The 17799-nt window shown below is 61.9% G+C and carries 16 protein-coding genes and 1 pseudogene; 4 read left to right on the top strand and 13 right to left on the bottom strand.

Annotated features, from left to right (window positions below; translation table 11 throughout):
• The 8 genes from araD to M0954_RS24765 form a co-directional block, all read right to left on the bottom strand.
• Positions 1 to 1662 (bottom strand): L-arabinonate dehydratase (gene araD, locus M0954_RS24800; RefSeq protein ID WP_297356052.1); only part of this gene is annotated, 1662 nt, incomplete at its 3' end.
• 101 nt (positions 1663 to 1763) lie between these two features.
• Positions 1764 to 2723 (bottom strand): ABC transporter permease, encoded by a 960-nt coding sequence (locus M0954_RS24795; protein WP_297356050.1) that lies wholly within the window; start codon positions 2721 to 2723, stop codon positions 1764 to 1766.
• On the bottom strand, positions 2723 to 3601 hold the full coding sequence (locus M0954_RS24790; protein ID WP_123386351.1) for an ABC transporter permease: 879 nt from the start codon (positions 3599 to 3601) through the stop codon (positions 2723 to 2725). The genes M0954_RS24795 and M0954_RS24790 overlap by 1 nt, the downstream gene beginning before the upstream one ends.
• Positions 3598 to 4677 carry an ABC transporter ATP-binding protein gene (locus M0954_RS24785; protein ID WP_297356048.1) on the bottom strand — a complete coding sequence of 360 codons (1080 nt, stop codon included), beginning with the start codon at positions 4675 to 4677 and terminating at the stop codon, positions 3598 to 3600. The genes M0954_RS24790 and M0954_RS24785 overlap by 4 nt, the downstream gene beginning before the upstream one ends.
• Before the next feature lie 54 nt (positions 4678 to 4731).
• Positions 4732 to 5910 carry an extracellular solute-binding protein gene (locus M0954_RS24780; protein WP_122156813.1) on the bottom strand — a complete coding sequence of 393 codons (1179 nt, stop codon included), beginning with the start codon at positions 5908 to 5910 and terminating at the stop codon, positions 4732 to 4734.
• Between the two features lie 177 nt (positions 5911 to 6087).
• On the bottom strand, positions 6088 to 7020 hold the full coding sequence (locus M0954_RS24775) for an SMP-30/gluconolactonase/LRE family protein (RefSeq protein WP_122156814.1): 933 nt from the start codon (positions 7018 to 7020) through the stop codon (positions 6088 to 6090).
• Positions 7021 to 7117: 97 nt separating this feature from the next.
• Positions 7118 to 8698, bottom strand: coding sequence for an aldehyde dehydrogenase (NADP(+)) (locus M0954_RS24770; RefSeq protein ID WP_297356046.1), 1581 nt, complete (start codon positions 8696 to 8698; stop codon positions 7118 to 7120).
• Between the two features lie 12 nt (positions 8699 to 8710).
• The gene (locus tag M0954_RS24765; RefSeq protein ID WP_297356044.1) at positions 8711 to 9652 is read right to left on the bottom strand and encodes a dihydrodipicolinate synthase family protein; all 942 of its coding nucleotides are present in this window, start codon (positions 9650 to 9652) and stop codon (positions 8711 to 8713) included.
• 885 nt (positions 9653 to 10537) lie between these two features.
• Here M0954_RS24765 and M0954_RS24760 point away from each other — a divergent pair.
• On the top strand, positions 10538 to 11242 hold the full coding sequence (locus M0954_RS24760) for a LuxR family transcriptional regulator (protein WP_122156817.1): 705 nt from the start codon (positions 10538 to 10540) through the stop codon (positions 11240 to 11242).
• On the opposite strand, the gene M0954_RS24755 is transcribed toward M0954_RS24760, so the two are convergent.
• The 3 genes from M0954_RS24755 to M0954_RS24745 all read right to left on the bottom strand — a co-directional run bounded on the left by M0954_RS24755 (position 11226) and on the right by M0954_RS24745 (position 14141).
• Positions 11226 to 11558 (bottom strand): hypothetical protein, encoded by a 333-nt coding sequence (locus M0954_RS24755; protein WP_074267633.1) that lies wholly within the window; start codon positions 11556 to 11558, stop codon positions 11226 to 11228. The genes M0954_RS24760 and M0954_RS24755 overlap by 17 nt on opposite strands.
• Before the next feature lie 220 nt (positions 11559 to 11778).
• Positions 11779 to 13293, bottom strand: coding sequence for an MFS transporter (locus tag M0954_RS24750; protein WP_297356055.1), 1515 nt, complete (start codon positions 13291 to 13293; stop codon positions 11779 to 11781).
• A gap of 158 nt (positions 13294 to 13451) precedes the next feature.
• The gene (locus M0954_RS24745) at positions 13452 to 14141 is read right to left on the bottom strand and encodes a FadR/GntR family transcriptional regulator (RefSeq protein WP_122159284.1); all 690 of its coding nucleotides are present in this window, start codon (positions 14139 to 14141) and stop codon (positions 13452 to 13454) included.
• Positions 14142 to 14416: 275 nt separating this feature from the next.
• On the opposite strand from M0954_RS24745, the gene M0954_RS24740 reads away from it, so the two are divergent.
• The gene (locus M0954_RS24740) at positions 14417 to 14890 is read left to right on the top strand and encodes a universal stress protein (protein WP_122156819.1); all 474 of its coding nucleotides are present in this window, start codon (positions 14417 to 14419) and stop codon (positions 14888 to 14890) included.
• A gap of 57 nt (positions 14891 to 14947) precedes the next feature.
• Here the strand turns inward: M0954_RS24740 and M0954_RS24735 are convergent, their stop codons facing one another.
• On the bottom strand, positions 14948 to 15085 hold the full coding sequence (locus tag M0954_RS24735; RefSeq protein ID WP_166660818.1) for a hypothetical protein: 138 nt from the start codon (positions 15083 to 15085) through the stop codon (positions 14948 to 14950).
• Between M0954_RS24735 and M0954_RS24730 the strand changes: the two genes are divergently transcribed.
• Both M0954_RS24730 and M0954_RS24725 read left to right on the top strand, forming a co-directional pair.
• Positions 15069 to 15725, top strand: coding sequence for a helix-turn-helix domain-containing protein (locus M0954_RS24730; RefSeq protein WP_122156820.1), 657 nt, complete (start codon positions 15069 to 15071; stop codon positions 15723 to 15725). The two genes, M0954_RS24735 and M0954_RS24730, sit on opposite strands and share 17 nt — an antisense overlap.
• A gap of 158 nt (positions 15726 to 15883) precedes the next feature.
• Entirely contained in the window at positions 15884 to 17206 is a 1323-nt protein-coding gene (locus M0954_RS24725) for an SUMF1/EgtB/PvdO family nonheme iron enzyme (RefSeq protein ID WP_297356042.1), read from the top strand.
• 93 nt (positions 17207 to 17299) lie between these two features.
• Here the strand turns inward: M0954_RS24725 and M0954_RS24720 are convergent.
• Positions 17300 to 17799 (bottom strand): annotated as a pseudogene (locus M0954_RS24720) (hypothetical protein); the annotation flags it as partial.

Raw genomic sequence — 17799 nt, 5'->3', positions numbered from 1 at the left:
CGCCTGTGTGATGTGCTGCTGATACAGCGCGCCGTAACCACGCTCGTATTTCGGCGCCGGCTTTTTCCATGCGGCGCGACGTTTCGCCAGCTCGGCGTCGCTCACCTTGAGCTCGAGCTTGCGCGCGGCCACGTCGAGTTCGATCAGGTCGCCATCGTGCACGAATGCCAGCGGTCCGCCGACGAACGACTCCGGTGCAACGTGCAGGACGCACGCGCCGTAGCTCGTGCCGCTCATGCGTGCGTCGGAGATGCGCAGCATGTCGCGCACGCCCTGTTGCAGCAGCTTCTTCGGAATCGGCAGTTGGCCCCACTCCGGCATGCCCGGCGCGCCCACCGGACCCGCATGCTGCAGCACGATCACACAGGTCTCGTCGATATCGAGCGCGTCGTCGTCGATGCGCGTCGCCATATCGTTGTAGTCCTTGAACACCACCGCGCGGCCGGTATGCACGTGCAGCTTCGGATCGGCCGCACCCGGCTTGATGACGGCCCCGTCCGGCGCGATATTACCGCGCAGCACGGCGAGACCGTTGTTCGGCAACAGCGGCGCGGCGCGACGGCGAATCACGTCGTCGTTGAAGATCTTCGCACCTTCGAGGTTCTCGCCGATCGTGCGGCCGTTCACCGTCTTCTGCGAGCGGTCGATCAGATCGCCAAGCTCGGCCAGCATCGCCTGCAGGCCGCCCGCATAGTAGAAGTCTTCCATCAGGTACGAGCCGGTCGGACGGACGTTCGCCAGCACCGGCGTCTGCCGCGAGATATCGTCGTAGCGGTTCAGCGTCAGGTCGATACCGGCGCGTCGCGCCAGCGCGATCATGTGCACGATCGCATTGGTCGAACCCGAGAGCGCGAGGCAGGTGGTCACGGCGTTATCGATCGAACCGGCCGTGATGATGTCCGACGGCTTCAAGTCCTCCCACACCATCTCGACAATCCTCATGCCGGTTTTGGCCGACAACTGCGCGTGGCGCGAATCCGGCGCAGGCGTCGAGGCGAAGCCCGGCAGTGTGAAGCCCAACGCTTCCGCCGCGCTCGTCATGGTCGAGGCCGTGCCCATCGTCATGCAATGGCCCGGCGAGCGCGCAATGCCGCCTTCCACACCCTGCCAGTCCTGCTCGGTGATCTTGCCCGCACGCAGGTCCGCCCAGTACTTCCAGGTGTCCGAACCGGAGCCGAGCGTCACGCCGTTCCAGTTGCCGTTCAGCATCGGACCGGCAGGCAGGAAGATGGTCGGCAGATCCATCGAGATCGCGCCCATCAGCAACGCCGGCGTGGTCTTGTCACAGCCGCCCATCAGCACTACGCCGTCTGCCGGGTACGAGCGCAGCGTCTCCTCCGCTTCCATGGCGAGGAAGTTGCGATAGAGCATCGTGGTAGGTTTCTGGAACGGCTCGGAGAGCGTCTGCACCGGCAACTCGATCGGGAAGCCACCCGCCTGCCAGATGCCCCGTTTGACTTCTTCCACACGCTGCTTGAAGTGCGTGTGACACGGGTTCATCTCGCTCCATGTGTTGAGGATCGCGATCACCGGCTTGCCTGCATATTCCTCGCGGCTATAGCCCATCTGCGAGGTGCGCGAACGGTGGCCGAACGAGCGCAGGTCATTCACGCCATACCAGCGATGGCTACGCAATTCTTCAGGGGTCTTTCTCTTGGTCACAACACTCTCCAACGACGTCTTGACTACAAAGCTCGTTAATAAAACGCGCTGAGTACTCCTGCCCGAACCGCCGCGTTACCTCGCGCGGCAGTTCGTTGTGCTCAGCGCTTCTGTTCCTTCACACGCGAGACGATCTGCGTCGGGCTCACGAATTGCAGCGCGATCAATACCCACACCAGCGTGATCGCCATATAGATCATCGCCATCGCGTCGATCGATTGCGGCGCGCGTACACCGGTCGAAAACACCGCGTAGTACAGTGCGACCACCAGCGTCTGCGTGCCGGGACCGGCCGTGAAGAAGGTCAGCTCGAACATGCCAATGGTGCGCACCAGCACAAACAAACCCGCGGCCAGCATGCCGGGCACCAGCAGCGGCAGCAGCACGTAACGGAAATAGCGAAACGTATTCGCGCCGAAGATGCGCGCAGCGGCTTCGAGATTCGGGTCGATCTGCTCGATGAACGGCGTCATCACCAGGATCACGAACGGCAGTGCCGGCACGAGATTCGCGAGAATCACACCGGGCAATGTGCCCGCAAGGCCGACCTTGTACATCACGGTTGCCATCGGAATGCCGTAGGTGACCGGCGGCACCATCAATGGCAGCAGAAACACCAGCACGGCAAAGCGTTTCCCAGGGAACTGCACGCGCGCCAATGCATAGGCGGCCGGCACGCCGAGCAGCACCGAGAGGATCACCACGGCGCCGACCACTTCTACCGTGACCCACAGCACGCTCGCCAACTGGAAGTCGCTCCATGCCTGCGCGTACCAGTGCAGCGTAAAGCCTTGCGGCAACAGCGTGCCGAACCAGCGCGTGGCCACCGAGTTGACGGCCACCGTCGCGATCAGCAGCAGGACGTTGACGAGGAAAAACACCATCGCGCCCCACACCAGCACTTTCCAGATCCGCTCGGCAAGCGGCGTGCGCTGTTTGACAGCTTTACCCGGTTGCACGCCGCGATTGCGGCCCGCGCTATCGCCTTCGCTCTGATCGGTCTGGGTTTTCGGCTTGGCGGAGGCGGGCCAGGCTTGCGTAGCGTGATGATCGGTTGTCATCAGCCCTTCCCTCCTGTCACGGGTCCGCTATAGAAGAAGCGGCGCGCACCCAGCATCCCCGCGACCACCAGCAGTTGCACGAAGCCCATCACCATCGCGATGGCCGAGGCGAGCGAGTAATCGTAGTTTTCGAACGCGGCTTCGGCGGCAGCAATCGACATCACCCGTGTCGGTCCCGCCGGCGCGCCGAGCAGCACTGCCGAGGGGAACACCGAAAACGCCTGCACGAACGAGAGGCAAGCGGCCATCGTCAAACCGGGTACCAGCAGCGGCAGGTAAATGCGGAGAAACTGCTGCCACGGGCTCGCGCCGAGCGTGGCGGCGGCACTGGCGAGCGTCGGATCGATCCCCGTCACGTAGGATAGCGTCAGCAGAAACGCAAACGGAAACCCCGACACGATCAGCGAAATCAGGACACCCCAATAATTGTGGGTGAGCCGCACTTCGTCGGTGTACAGATGCAGGCCTTGCAGCGCCTGGGGGAACCAGCCGTTCGGCCCGAAATACGTGAGCATGCCGTCCGCAATCAACACCGTGCCGAGCGTGACCGGAATCACCAGCAGCGTCGTGATGAGCTTCTGATACGGCGAATTGCGGCGCAGCGCGAAGGCCACTGGAATCGATACGCCCACGTTAATCAGCGTCGCCGGCACCGCGAGCTTCAACGTGACGAGGATGGTGGGCCACATCGACGTATCGGTGAAGAACGTGACGTAGTTCGCCCACAGGCCACCGCCGTTCATCGGCTGGAACGACAGCACCAAACCGTAGGCGAACGGGTAAATGAACAGCGCAACGATAAAGATCAACGCAGGCGCAACCAGCCAGCCCTTGGCGTCGCGCGCAGCGACCGGCGGGGACAGCATGCCGGCGTTCATTGCGCGTCACCGTCGTAGACGAGCGTGCGTGAAGGCGGCACGCGCAACGTGATGCGTTCGCCCTCCGCGAAGTCGCCGGCCACGCGCGCCCACAGATCGCCGAACGCCGACTTCACACGAATCAGCGAATCGCGGCCGCCGTATTCGACGGTCGTTACTTCGACATCAAACGCATTCTCCGCGCCCGGCGTGCTGCGTTCCAGATCTTCAGGACGTAAGGCCACATTCACCCGTTTGCTGTTGAAGCCGTGCATCGGCATGCCCAATAGACGCACACCCTTCGCGTTCACCGCGACCGCTTCGCCTTGCGTGCCTTCGAGCGTGAACTCCATCACATTGCGATAGCCCATAAAGCGTGCGACGTGCAGGTTCTTCGGCCGTCCGTACACTTCCTTTGGGGTCGCCACCTGCTGCACGACACCTTCCTTCATCACGACGATGCGGTCGGCCATCGAGAGCGCTTCGTCCTGATCGTGCGTCACGTAGATCGTCGCGCGCTCGAGCTGACTATGGATGCGGCGAATCTCCGCGCGCATCTCGATACGCAACTTCGTATCCAGATTCGACAAGGGCTCATCCATCAGCACAAGCGGCGGCTCGATCACAATGGCTCGCGCAATCGCCACGCGCTGCTGCTGGCCACCGGACAACTGGCCCGGCAGCTTGCCTTCATGCCCGACCAGTTGCACGAGCTGCAAGGCTTCGCGCGCGCGGCGCACCGCTTCGCTTCTCGCGACGCCGCGCATCTTCAGCCCGAAGCCGACGTTGTCGAGCACGCTCATGTGCGGAAACAGCGCGTAGTTCTGAAACACCATGCCGAAGCCGCGTTTTTCGGGCGGCAGGACGTCGATACGGGTGTCGTCGAGCCAGATGCCGCCGCCCGTGAGCGGTTGCAAACCGGCAATGCAATTGAGCGCGGTCGACTTGCCGCACCCGGATGGCCCCAGCAACGCAATGAACTCGCCGCGCTGGATATTCAGATCGAGGCCCTGCAACGCGGCCACAGGGTGACCTTCAGCATTCGTAAAACTGCGGCTCACCGAATCGAGACGCAACTGCTCAAAATGAGGCTTCATGGCGCTTACTCCCGTCCCATGCAAAGCAGAGGCGGGCCGCAGCCCGCACTCCGGCTATTGGCTTTTCTGCGCGCCGATATCACGGTCCCACTTCTGGAATGCGGCGACCATCGCAGCGGCATCCAGCGGCAGAACGTGCGGATGAGCGGCCAGCATTTGCGTGTATTCCGGCCGGCCGTATTTCTTCAGGACTTCCTGGCTATGCGCCGGCGCCTGATCGACGGTCACGCCCTTGATAGCCGGTCCCGGGTAGAAATAGCCATCGTCATAGGTCAACGCCTGCTGCGCCGGCTCCAGCATGAAATTCATCAGCTTGTAGAGCACGTCGAGCTTCTCTTTCGGCACGCCCTTCGGGATCACCATGTAGTGCGCGTCGTCGACCCACGTCATGTTGTCGAAGCCCTGCACGCGGAACTCGGCCGGTACGATCCCGAGCGCACGCGGGTTGATGTCCCAGCCGGTCACAGTCACCGTCATGTCGCGAGTGCCTTCGCCCAGCTCCTTCATCACCGCCGACGTGCCGCCAGGGTAATACGGAACGCAGTCGTTCAACTGCTTGAGGAACGCCCACGTCTTGTCCCAGCCGTGCACCGGATCGCGCGGATCCTTGTCGCCAAGGACATACGGCAGACCCATCAGGAACGTGCGGCCCGGACCGGAGTTAGCAGGACGGGCATAGATCAGCTTGTTCGGATGCGCCTTGCACCATTGCAACAACTGGTCGGGGGTCTTCGGCGGGTCGGTGACCTTGGCCGGGTTGTATTCGAGCAGCGGTCCAGCCGGCATGTAGGCCACTTCTAGCCCAAAGCCCTGCGCCAGGTCCTGCATCTTGCGCGGACCAGGCGCGTATTTGTCGAGCACGCCCGGGAAGGTGGCGGCCTGCTCCGGCAGTAGCTTGGTCCACAGGCTCTGTTCGATGCCTGCAGCAAGCGCGTCCGTACCGGTCAGCACCAGATCGATATCGGAGCGGCCAGCCGCCTGCATCGCCTTGATCTTGCCAGGCAATTGCGGCGCCGGGGCGTTCGTATAGGTGATGTTCGCCACAAGGTTCGGGTACTTCGCCTTGAACGCCTCAAAGCCCTTTTGAGTCAACTGAAGATCGCCCGCTACATCGACGATATTGAGCGTGACCGGGTCGGCATAGGCCGGCGACGCGAAGGTCGCGCCCAACGCTGTGCCCACTGCCACGCAGATACTCGCTAACCTGACTGACAGGCTGCCAGAAAAAGTCATTACGTCTCCTCGCTTCTTGGTATGGAAGTCCGCCGGTCGGAGTGCGGTGCCCGCGGTACGTGTCTCTCAATGCAACATAGCCAACGCCCGTTCGTCACGTCAAGTTACGTCACGCAAATCGCAGGCTAAAGCGCGGGCAAGACGTCGTAGCCTGTTTCAGCAAAATCCCTTTGATGCTTAACCGCCCTTGACGCCCTGCGTGTTCACATACAGCGAATACAACCCGTGGCTCGCCGCCATGAACAAACGATTGCGATGCACACCGCCAAAGCAGACGTTCGCGCAACGCTCGGGCAACGCAATATGGCCGATCGCCTCGCCTTGCGGCGTGAAGATGCGTACGCCATCGAGTTCGTCGCTGCCCATGCCCCAGCCGCACCACAGGTTGCCGTGAATATCCACGCGGAAACCGTCCGGCGTGCCTGGGCCCGCGTCGATCAACACACGGTTGTTCGAAAGTGTGTTGCCGCTGACGTCGAACGCGCGGATCTTGCGCGGCTCGCTACGCGATTCGACGACGTACAGAGTCTTTTCATCCGGCGAGAAGGCAAGCCCGTTCGGCCCGAGCACATCGTCGATCACCATCGTTACTTCGCCACTCTGCCCGTCGACGCGATACACGCAGGCAGGCAACTCCGACTCCTGCTGCTCGCCTTCGTAAAACCCATCGATACCGAAGGTCGGATCGGTAAACCAGATTGAACCGTCCGACTTCACGATCACATCGTTAGGCGAATTGAGGCGTTTGCCGTTGTAACGATCGGCCAGCACGGTGATCGAACCGTCGTACTCGGTGCGCGTGACACGACGCGTCAGATGCTCGCAACCGATCAGCCGCCCTTCACGATCGCGTGTGTGACCATTGGCGTTGTTCGAAGGCTGGCGAAACGGCGTCACCGTGCCGCTGTGTTCGTCCCAACGCAGGATGCGGTTGTTCGGGATGTCGCTCCACAACAGATATCGCCCGTCGCCAAACCATACCGGACCTTCCGACCAGCGCGCGCCCTGGTACAGGCATTCGACTGAAGCCGACGCAAGGCGCAAGGCCTTGAAACGCGGATCGAGAATACGGACGGCGGGGTCGGGATAGCGTCGGTTTGTCTCGGTCATGCAATGTCCTTTGGATGCTTCGTTTGATACCTCTTATGGTGCCTTTACGGCGCCTCGCACGGTGCCTCGTTCAGCACCCATGCGAGGCGATCGACGCTTATCCCTGCACAAGCTTGCCGTCGCGCAGGCGCCAGAGCTTGAGGGGATTATCGTCGTGCAACGCTTCGGGCAACAGTTCGGCGGGCAGGTCCTGATAGCAGACCGGGCGCAAGAAGCGCTCGATTGCGGTCGCGCCAACCGAGGTAGCTCGGCCGTCGGACGTAGCCGGGAACGGGCCACCGTGAACCATCGCATGCGAAACTTCGACGCCCGTCGGGAAACCGTTCGCCAGAATCCGGCCTACCTTGCGCTCGAGTGTCGGCAACAGACGCCGCGCCAGCGCGTAGTCGTCGGCTTCGAGTTGCAGGGTTGCGGTTAGCTGGCCTTCGAGATGACCCGCCACCTTGAGCATCTCGTCGATGTCCGCACAGGTGACGATCAACGAAGTCGGCCCAAAGATTTCGTCTTCGAGTTGCGCCGTCGCGAGAAACTTCGCAGCCGTGGTTTCAAACACGACCGGGATGGCGGCGCAAGTTGCCTCCGACGCAGTCCCCTGCGCCACGCTTTGCACGCCGCTCTGCTCCGCGCGTTGCTTGACGCCGTCCTTATAGGCAGCGGCGATGCCTGCGGTCAGCATCGTTTGCTCGCTTTTCTTTGCGAGCGCCTGCGCGGTAGCGTCGATGAAGCCGCGTGTATGCGGCCCTTCGAGCACCAGCACGAGGCCCGGATTCGTACAGAACTGGCCCACTCCAAGCGTGACGGAATCGACCAGCGCATTCGCCAACGCCTCCGCGCGCTTCGCCAACGCACCGGGGAACACGAAGAACGGATTGACGCTGCTCATCTCCGCGAACACGGGAATCGGCTCGCGACGCTTCGAGGCGATGTCGACCAGCGCCAGCCCGCCGCGCCGCGAACCGGTGAAGCCCACCGACTTGATGGCCGGGTGCTTGACCAGCGCTTCGCCGATTTCGTTACCCGCGCCAATGACGAGCGAGAACACGCCTTCCGGCAGACCGCTGTCCGCCACGGCTTTCTGGATGGCGCGTCCGACCAGTTCGGAGGTGCCCAGATGCGCCGGATGCGCCTTGACGACCACCGGGCAACCGGCAGCCAGCGCCGAGGCGGTATCGCCACCCGCCACCGAAAATGCGAGCGGGAAATTACTGGCGCCGAACACCGCGACCGGCCCGACCGGAATCTTTTGCAGGCGCAGATCCGAACGCGGCAGCGGCTTACGCTCCGGCAACGCGGAGTCAAGCGTAGCGGTCAGCCAGCGGCCTTCGCGCACGAGTGTTGCAAACAGCTTGAGCTGGCCGACCGTGCGTGCGCGCTCGCCTTCGAGGCGCGCTTTGGGCAACGCGGATTCAACGTGAGCGCGCTCGATCAGCACATCGCCGAGTGCAACGATATTCTCGCCAATCGCTTCCAGAAAACGTGCGCGCGTCTCGAGCGGCGCGTGACGGTAAGCGTCGAACGCCTGGGCCGCCAGTTCGCACGCGCGGTCGACGTCCGCGGCGCCGCCGGCGCCGAACGCCGGTTCTATCTCCGCGTTACGCGCCGGATCGAACGCGTGCAATGTGCCGTTGGTCCCGCGTACTGCGGAACCACCCAAAAGCATGTCTCCTGTGATCTGCATCTTGCAATTCCCTTAACGTGCCGCGGAGGTTTCCGCAAATTGGCGTTCGAAAGCGAGCAGCGCCTGCGTCGCGCTGTCGATACTCGCATGATGCCCCACTGGGCTCGAACTCAACAGCGGCAGCATCGGCCCCATGTCGGCGATTTTCGAGAACGTCACGGCGTCGTGCAGCACGCGGATCAGCGAAATATCGTCGCGCAAGGTTTCGAGCGGCATGAAAACGTCATAGAGGCGCTGCGCCTCATCCATCTGGCCGGCCTTGATGGCACGCAGCAACGCCATCACCGCATGCGAGGCGATACAGCCGGAGCCGGTGGTCCATGCGGCGAGACCGAACTCACGCAAATGCACCAGCGCCGGACGTTCGCCCATGCCGGACACCAGTTTAGCGGCTGGCACGCTTTCGAGCAGACGGCGCAGATACACGTCGTCGGCAGGGTTCTCGCGCACGATGGCGTACTTGACCGCGATCAGCGTGCCGCTGTCGACCAGGCGGGCGAGCGTGTCGACGTCCACGTAGTTTTCGCTCTTGACGTAGAGCGTGAGCGGGATCCCCGCGGCGTCGACGATCCGCTTGAGACCGGTTTCGACGCCCTCGGAAGTGGTGAACCCGGCGAGCGGCAGAACCATCGCCGTGCGGTACGAGGTCTGCGCAAGGATGCGCGCCTGGTCGAGCATCTTGCCGTAGTCGGCGCCAATGGCCGGGATCACCCGTGTGTCCGGTCCGGCGCTTTCCGAGAGCATGTCGAGCAGTTCGCGGTATTCGCTGACGGCCACGTGATACAGGTTGGCGTTGCCGCCATACAGCAAGGTGCGTACGCCGCCCGCTTCGATGTGCCGGATCAGCTTCTGGTTTTCGGCAGCGTCGAGCGAATAATCAGCGCGGCGGGCCAGCGGCGGCACGGCCATCACGGTGGCGGCAAACTCGCTATCGAGGATGGGGGAGATTTTCATGGCGCCTCAGCACGGTATCGAAGAATTGATGCCAAGGTAGCACCGGGTCCGCAATGTTGTCAAACAACATTTGCGAGGCACCCGGATGATGTGCTCGTGCAGGCGTGCGCGCACAGCGGCAGAAGCCATCTTTCGATTCTGCTCTTGGAGCCGCCCTGCGGGTGCTGCGGGAGATTTTCTCCCAGACCAGATCAATGCCTTAAATTTCGTATGACAACAATTAAACCGGAGGCCGTCGCGGACCGGGCGAGATTCGTTAGTTCACGCTGGATAAGCACCGATGACCAGACGGCACCGGAGTCGGCCAGGCAGAACAAATCAGAAAATGGCCAAACAGGCAGAACATAATCTCTCGCGCAGTTTTATCACTCGAATAGGCACTCTATTTTCGGGCCTGGTTTTTATAAGCGCCCCGCCATTAACCGGTGAGACGATTTGAACAGAATTCCAGCCCACCGGACAAACCATTCGGCCCTGATAGCTAAATTTTTGAAGATTATTGCCGATATCAAGTGTTTGAAACTATGATGCTGTTCCGCGCAAAAAATTGGCCCGGAACAATTGTTAAATCGCCCGGAAATCGCTTTCAACGGGAGATTTAACAATTTTTTGAGGTATCCGCAGCACCCGGCGCATTGGTCTTACAAGCGGTATCCGGTCCAGGCAAATTTTCGCCAAGCGAAGATAGTATTGGTTTATCCGCCGTACGGAGAGATTCGGAAAGTCCAGAATATGGGTCCGGACTTCGTTTTTCGAGCCGCTCAGTAATAAACGGTGATAAATTGCTGCCCATTATCATGCCGGTCGCGAGTTCGCGCCGGCGAAGCCCGCAGCTGGGCCGCTGTGATTGAGGAATCGAAAGTGTCGCTACATTTTACTAAGCAAATGTCGCCACTCGTGGACGCTCCGGACGAAGCAACGTGGTTCAACGCCATTACCACTATTGCAGACGGCTGGGGGTTCGACCGGGTTCTGATTGCAATGCTGCCGCGGCCCGGCATGCGTCTGGAAGATGCGTACGTGCGCAGCACCTATTCGCAAAGCTGGCGCCGCAGTTATGAAGAGCAGGGATACATGCACATCGATCCCATCGTCAGCCACTGCCTCACCCGCGCGACGCCGCTGATCTGGTCACCTGAACTCTTTGCCACACGGGATCAGCGGGCCCTTTACGAACTCGCCTGCTTGCACGGCCTGCGCTCAGGCGTGTCGTTACCGATTCACGGACCCAATCAGGAAGCGGGCATGCTGTGCTTCGCCAACAACTTCCATGGGACCGACACATTCTGGACCCACATCGACGGCGTGCTGCCCAATCTCGTCCTGCTGCGCGATCTGGTGATCGACACCAGTCGCCGGCATCTCCACTCGCATGCAAAAAGCGTCCTGCCGCAATTGACGCCACGTGAACGAGAATGCCTGAACTGGACCGCGCGCGGTAAATCCACCTGGGAAATTTCACATATTCTTAGTTGCTCGGAAGCTGCAGTGAACTTCCACGTAAAGAATATCAGGGCGAAATTCGGGGTGAACTCACGGCGCGCGGCGGCCGTGATTGCCGCTCAACTCGGTCTTATTGACCCGGGCTAAGCAGGGCGGCGGCGTCGCGGCTGTAAATCACACGTTCAGCACGCCCTAAATCGCTGTCGGAAACCGTTTTCAGGAAGTAAAGCCCCAGCAGGATTGAAACCGGCGGCGGGATTTCCGCACCCGATTCGAACCGGCTGCCGCGCGACTGCGTCACGCCAAAGCGCGCCCAGAAACGGCGCTGGCTTTCCTTTTTCATTTTCCGGTAAGCAATGATGAGATGCCGATCCACTGCTGTGGCCGGTGTCTCTTCTGCAACGTCAACGGCCCGGTTTTGAATGGTGACGGGTGCTTTCCAGTGATTTTCAAGCAATTCCATTTTTTGAGTCTCTCAGGTGGATTAACCATTATTCGTCTGAATTTTGATGGACCCTGAAAAAGGACACACCTATCCAGGTAGGTAGGTGCAAATCCGACCCAACATGCATACTGTTTTTCACGCGTTTTTTATGACCTGCGGACGACCCGATAAACACAGAAATTCAGGAATTATTTCCCGATAACTGATTATCGCGTTTGAAAAACGGTAAAAATGTGACTTAATTGACGCTGCGTCTGAACGTGATATTCGAGATCCGGCGGACCACAAAAGCCGCCACCAGCGCGGCAACGCCCGTGAGCACCACGCCGATATGGATGGACTGAACCAGCACATGGCGCGCTGCTTCCACTAGCGCCGGACCCGCGAGACCCGCCCGCCCCAGCTCGCCGAGCAAGGTATCGCGCAGGCTGGGATCGATCAGGATCCGCGGGTCAGACAACTTTGGCAGCCAGGTGGACGCCACCGGCTCGCCGAGCACCTGCAACGCGTCCGCGACGCCCGTTTCGTAGCGCCGGTTAATGATCGTGGCGACGATGCTGGTACCCAGCATCCCGCCCACCATCCGGCTCGACTGCAGCAACGCCGTCGTGATGCCGAAGCGCTCCCGCCCGGCGATCTCCTGGCCGAACACGTTCAGATTGTTGAGAATGAAGCCGAGTCCGATACCGACCGCGCCCATCGCCAACTCGAGATAAAGATGCGGCGTGGCCGGCGTCGCCAGCGCGATCCCGACTGAGGCGACTACAAGCAGCATGAAGCCGATCGAGAGAATCAGCGTCGGCTTAGGCAAGTGAATCACGATCCGCGTGTTGATCAGACTGCCAAGCGCAATGCAGGCGGCGATCGGCGTGGCAAGCAGCCCGGCCTCCTGCGGAGTCAGACCAAAGCCGCCTTGCAGCAGCAGCGGCGCGAAGAAAATCAGCGAAAACATTACAAAACCGGACAGCAGCGACAGGGTGAACAACGTCACGAGCTGAGTGTCCCTGAACAGGTCGAGTGGGATGATCGGGTGCGTTGCATGGCGCTCGCAGATCAGCAGCGCTGCCGTGCCGAGCACGACGAAAGCCGCCAGCAGCAGATTGACCGTGGTCAGCCCCGACTTGGGCACCGCCTCGATAAACGTCTGCAGCGCGCCGAGCACCAGCGCCACCAGCACCGCTCCGGTCCAGTCGATACGCACCTCGCCGGTCACCGCGCGCCGGTAATTGGGCAGATGCGCCCAGATGAAATACAGCGCAAGCGCGCCGACCGGCAGGTTGACGAGGAAGGTGGAACGCCAGCCGAATTGCTGGCTCAGCCAACCGCCGAGCGACGGCCCCGCGGCCGTGCCGATGCCGTAAGCCGCCGCCATGATGACCTGCCAGCGCACTCGTGCGCGGGCGTCGGGGAACAGATCGGGAATCGACGCGAAGGCTGTGCCGACCATCATCCCGCCACCCACACCTTGCAGGCCGCGCGCCACCACCAGGAATGGCATGGTAGGCGCCACCCCGCACAGGAGCGAGGCGATGGTGAAGACGATCACCGCCGCGAGCACGAAACGTTTGCGGCCGAAATAGTCGCCGAGGCGCCCGAACACCGGCACCGTCACCACCGACGCCAGCAGGTAGGCGCTCGCGATCCACGCGTAGTACTCGAAACCGCGCAGCTCGGAGACGATCGACGGCAGCGCGGTGCTGACCACGGTCTGGTCGAGGGCGACCAGCATATTGACGAGGGCGATGCCGAGCATCGCCAGCAGCGCATCACGGAAAGGCAGGGGGCGGGGAAGATTCACTTCGGCACAACGCGGCGTAGCGCGTAAAGGAGCATGGGAGAGCCAGACACGAGGCCGGACCGCTTAAAGAAAAACGGGCCGCGTTCGACGCGGCCCGCAGAGACTGGGACAACTCAGGAACCGAACATCCGCTCGAGCGCATTTTCGAGGTGCGAGCGCATCGCCCGTCCAGCCCCGGGGCCGTCCTTGCGGCGGATTGCTTCGAGCACCGCGAGATGCTCAGCCTGCACCAGCCGCTGCCGCTCGACCGTCTTCACCAGCGACAGGTTGCGCGACAGGTTCATGCTGAACACGATCTGCTCTTCGATAAACGACATCACGGTAATGAAGAATGGGTTCTTCGACGCCCGCGCAACCGCAAGGTGAAACGAGAAGTCGTCCTTCGCGCCGATCCCTTGGGTTTCGACGATGCGCTCCAGTTCGTCCCACGCGAACTGGATCGCGTCGATGTCGTCCACTTCAGCTTTCTCCGCGGCGAGTTCGGCCGCCCCGCCCTCTGTAACAATGCGAAATTCGTAGCAGCGACGGATATCGGAGAGCGTTTCGAGCGGCGCGAAGCGGCGCACGTCCGGATCGGGGCGGCGCGCGACCGTGGTGCCGGAGCCGTGCCGCGTAACGATGATGCCGTCGGCGCGCAGACGGGCCAGCGCCTCGCGCACCGTGGGCCGCGAGGTCTCGAAGCGATCGGCCAGCGCGTGTTCGGTGGGCAGCCGCTCGCCTTCCTTGTACTCGCCTTCGAGTATGCGATTAAGGATGTCGCTGTAGATCTTGTCGGGCAAGCCCGTCGATTTGCGCTCGTTCATCATAGATGAAGGTTTCAGCTTGTCAGAATAGGCCACAATTGTAAGGCAAACACGGTGGATTGCCTGCTCAAAGATTGGTTAGGCAGACTGCACGCCACCCGCAAAGGCGCACCGGACGGCGCTCCGACTATATGACCCTACCTGCGGAAATTTGCCAAGTGTTTGATTTACATCCCGACAAAAAACCACAATCCCGCACATGATCTAAGCTGGAACCGGTCATCAGGCGGCAGCAGGCGCATCCGGTCCCGAACCCTTCCCACGCGGAGTCCATCATGTACAAACGTATCCTCGTAGCGGTCGACGGCAGCAATACTTCGCGCCGTGCATTTGAATCTGCGCTGAACCTGGCGGTTTCCATGGGCGCGGTACTCCAGCCGTTCTATGTCGTCGAAAACACGCCAATGTATTTCGAGGCGCCCGGCTATGACCCGTCCATCCTGCGCAACCGGCTGATCGAGCAAGGCAAGGAACTGGGCGCCGAATTTACCCAGGCCATGCGGGAAAAAGGCGTTTCAGGTGAGGTGGCGGTCGCCGAGGCCACCGCCGTCGACGATGTCGCCACCGTGGTGCTGAAAGCGGCCGCCGCGTTCAACGCCGATCTGCTCGTGATGGGCACGCACGGGCGCCGGGGCGTTCAGCGGCTGTTCCTCGGCAGCGTTGCGGAACGCTGCGTGCGTCAGGCTGCTCTGCCTGTGCTACTGGTGCCTTCGGCGGCAGGACAGGAGCACGACGCCGCACCGGCTTGACGCGTCATTTTGCCGCGAAACGGGGGATAACCATGGTGGGACAATGGATTAATTCCCTTACAAACGGTCGTACACCATGCTTACGCCCACCGCCGTAGTCCGGTCTCCAGCCCGTCGCCGCCGCTCTTCCACTAGCCTCCCGGTGCCTGGCAGCATCGCGCGCTGCTCGAACTGCGCGATGCGGCCGCTCTGCATGCCGCGGGGCCTCTCCCCGGATGAACTGCCGAAGCTCGAAGCGCTCATCTGCAGCGCGCGCCCGGTCCGGCGCGGCGAGGCGCTGTACCGCTCCGGCGACCCGTTCGGCAATCTGTTTGCGGTGCGCTCCGGCTCGCTGAAAACCACCCTGACTTACCACGACGGCCGCGAGCAGGTCACGGGCTTGCGCCTTGCCGGCGAGGCACTCGGCTTCGACGGCATCAGCGACGACCGGCACGCCTGCAGTGCGACCGCGTTGGAGGACAGCACCGTCTGCATCATTCCGTACGTCAAGCTCAAACGTCTGTGCCGCGACATCGGCTCCATGCAGGAGCGTCTGCACAAGCTGATGGGCGAGCAGATCGTCCGCGAGGCCGCGCAAATGATGGTGCTCGGCTCGCTGTCCGCCGACGAACGGGTTGCCGCGTTCCTGCTCGATGTATCGGAACGCAACGCAAAACGCGGTTATTCGTCGGCGGAATTCAATCTGCGCATGACGCGTGAGGACATGGGCAGCTATCTCGGCACCACGCTGGAAACCGTAAGCCGCACCCTGTCAAGATTTCAAAAGCGCGGTCTGATCGACACGCAAGGCAAGTTCATCCGTATCGTCGATCTGGAAGGGCTGCGGCACGTGTAAGCCATCTGGCGTCACACGGCGCGGCCGTCGGCGCCGCCCCTGTCGTGGGACGCTTTAGTTCTGCCGGTATCCGCCTCGCCGTGGCTCCGCCTTGGCACGTGTCGTGCGACTGCGGTACAGTCTTCAAAAACTGTCCCCCATCAAGGAGACCCGGCGACATGAATCGCGACCCCGCCCCGCGTCATCCGCTAGCCCAGCGCCTGATCGACGCGCGTCAGATTACCGACGCCCTCTTCTCCATCGTCAAACCCGAGTACCTGTACGAACGTCCGATCCGCGAGCGCCACCGGATCGTGTTCTACATCGGCCATCTCGAAGCGTTCGACCGGAATCTGTTCGATCAGCGTCTGTGCACGTTACCCGCCTTCAGTGCCTCGCTCGACCAGTTGTTTGCGTTCGGCATCGACCCGGTCGACGGCGGCCTGCCGACCGATGTGCCGGACGACTGGCCATCGCTGGAGGTCGTGCGCGGCTACGGTCAGCAGGCACGCGAGCAGATCGACCGTGAACTGCCGGCCCTGAACATCGACGGCGAGCCCCCGACCGACGGCGCACAGGATGCTACGGCCGAGCAGTTGCTCAACGTCGCCATCGAGCATCGTCTGATGCATGCCGAGACGCTCGCTTATATGCTGCATCAGTTGCCGCTTGTGTGGAAGGTGGCTGGGCAAGGCCTTGGCGAAGGCCAGCCCGCAGCCCCCCTGGAGAGCCGCACGGGTGAACCGGACCAAGCGGCCATGGTCAAGGTGCCGGCCGGTTCGACGTTGCTCGGCATGCCGCGAGACAGCGGCCGTTTCGGCTGGGACAACGAGTTCGGCGAACTGCGCGTCGACGTGCCCGCCTTCGAGATTGACCGCCACATGGTGACGAATGGCGCCTTCCGCGAGTTCCTGCTTGCCGGCGGATATCACCAGCGGGCCTGGTGGAAAGACAAGGACTGGGCGTGGAAGGAAAGCGAGGGCATTAGCCACCCCGCCGGCTGGTCGCAGCGCGACGGCGACGGCGAATGGATGCTGCGCACCATGTTCGAAGAGATGCCTTTGCCTCTCGACTGGCCGGTCTACGTCAGCCACGCGGAAGCCAGTGCGTATGCTCGCTGGGCGGGCAAAGCATTGCCAACCGAAGCGCAGTGGCAGCGCGCGGCGCACGGCGCGCCGCACGCAGCGTCAGGCAACTTCGATTTTCGCAGTTGGGATCCGCAGGCCGTGGATGCGCATCCGGACAACATCAGCGCGTTCGGCGTGGAAGGTCAGTTCGGCAACGGCTGGGAATGGACCTCGACGTTGTTCGATGCGTTGCCGGGGTTCGAGCCGTTTCCGTTCTATCTGGGATATTCAGCGAATTTCTTCGATGGGCAGCATTACGTGTTGAAGGGTGGTTCGCCACGCACCGCGCAATGCATGTTGAGGCCGGCGTTTCGCAACTGGTTTCAGCCGCATTATCAGTATGTGTATGCAGGATTTCGGTGTGTGCGGGCGTGATGGAAATGGACGCGTTCTCCAACACGCTACCGTGCAAGGGATAGCGACAGCGTGCGCGGAGCGGGAGGCCGTTGCGCGCAGTCGATTCCGCTTTCACACCGAACGCGCTGACAACCGGTAGCTGATCGTGCGCGGCACACCAGCGCGGAACGCGAGACCCGTGCGACCCGCAAGCGGATGATCGGCGGGAGGCATCACTACGCGTCCAAGGTCGAAAAAGCTTTGGGCCGGCTCAACGCCCAATGCGAAGTTTCGTCCGGACCATGGTTCGTGCGCGCGTCCGCCATTGCTAATCCAGAGCAATGCGTCCGGAAGTTCCTCGGGATTCCAGTCGAGCAGGACATCGGCCTGCTGGGCGGAATATCGCAGGACAAACGGTGGCCGACACCCTGCGATCTGCAACAGTTCCTCGGTCTTGTCGAGCAGTGGCAATCGCGTTACGTCCATGGGACCGGTTGCGGTCGCTATCTCCTTCAGAGAAGCGAAGGTGCGGTTCGGCAAGCTTCGCGAAATACCGGGCTCCGGCGGAACCGGGTAGCTGTGAACCGATTGATGCGGACAGGCGAGCACCTCGATTCCTTCATCCGGGATTG

The organism is Paraburkholderia sp., from assembly GCF_026225065.1.
Taxonomy (GTDB): domain Bacteria; phylum Pseudomonadota; class Gammaproteobacteria; order Burkholderiales; family Burkholderiaceae; genus Paraburkholderia.
Note: the sequence above shows the minus strand (reverse complement) of the source record. Positions and strands in the feature narration are given on the sequence as shown.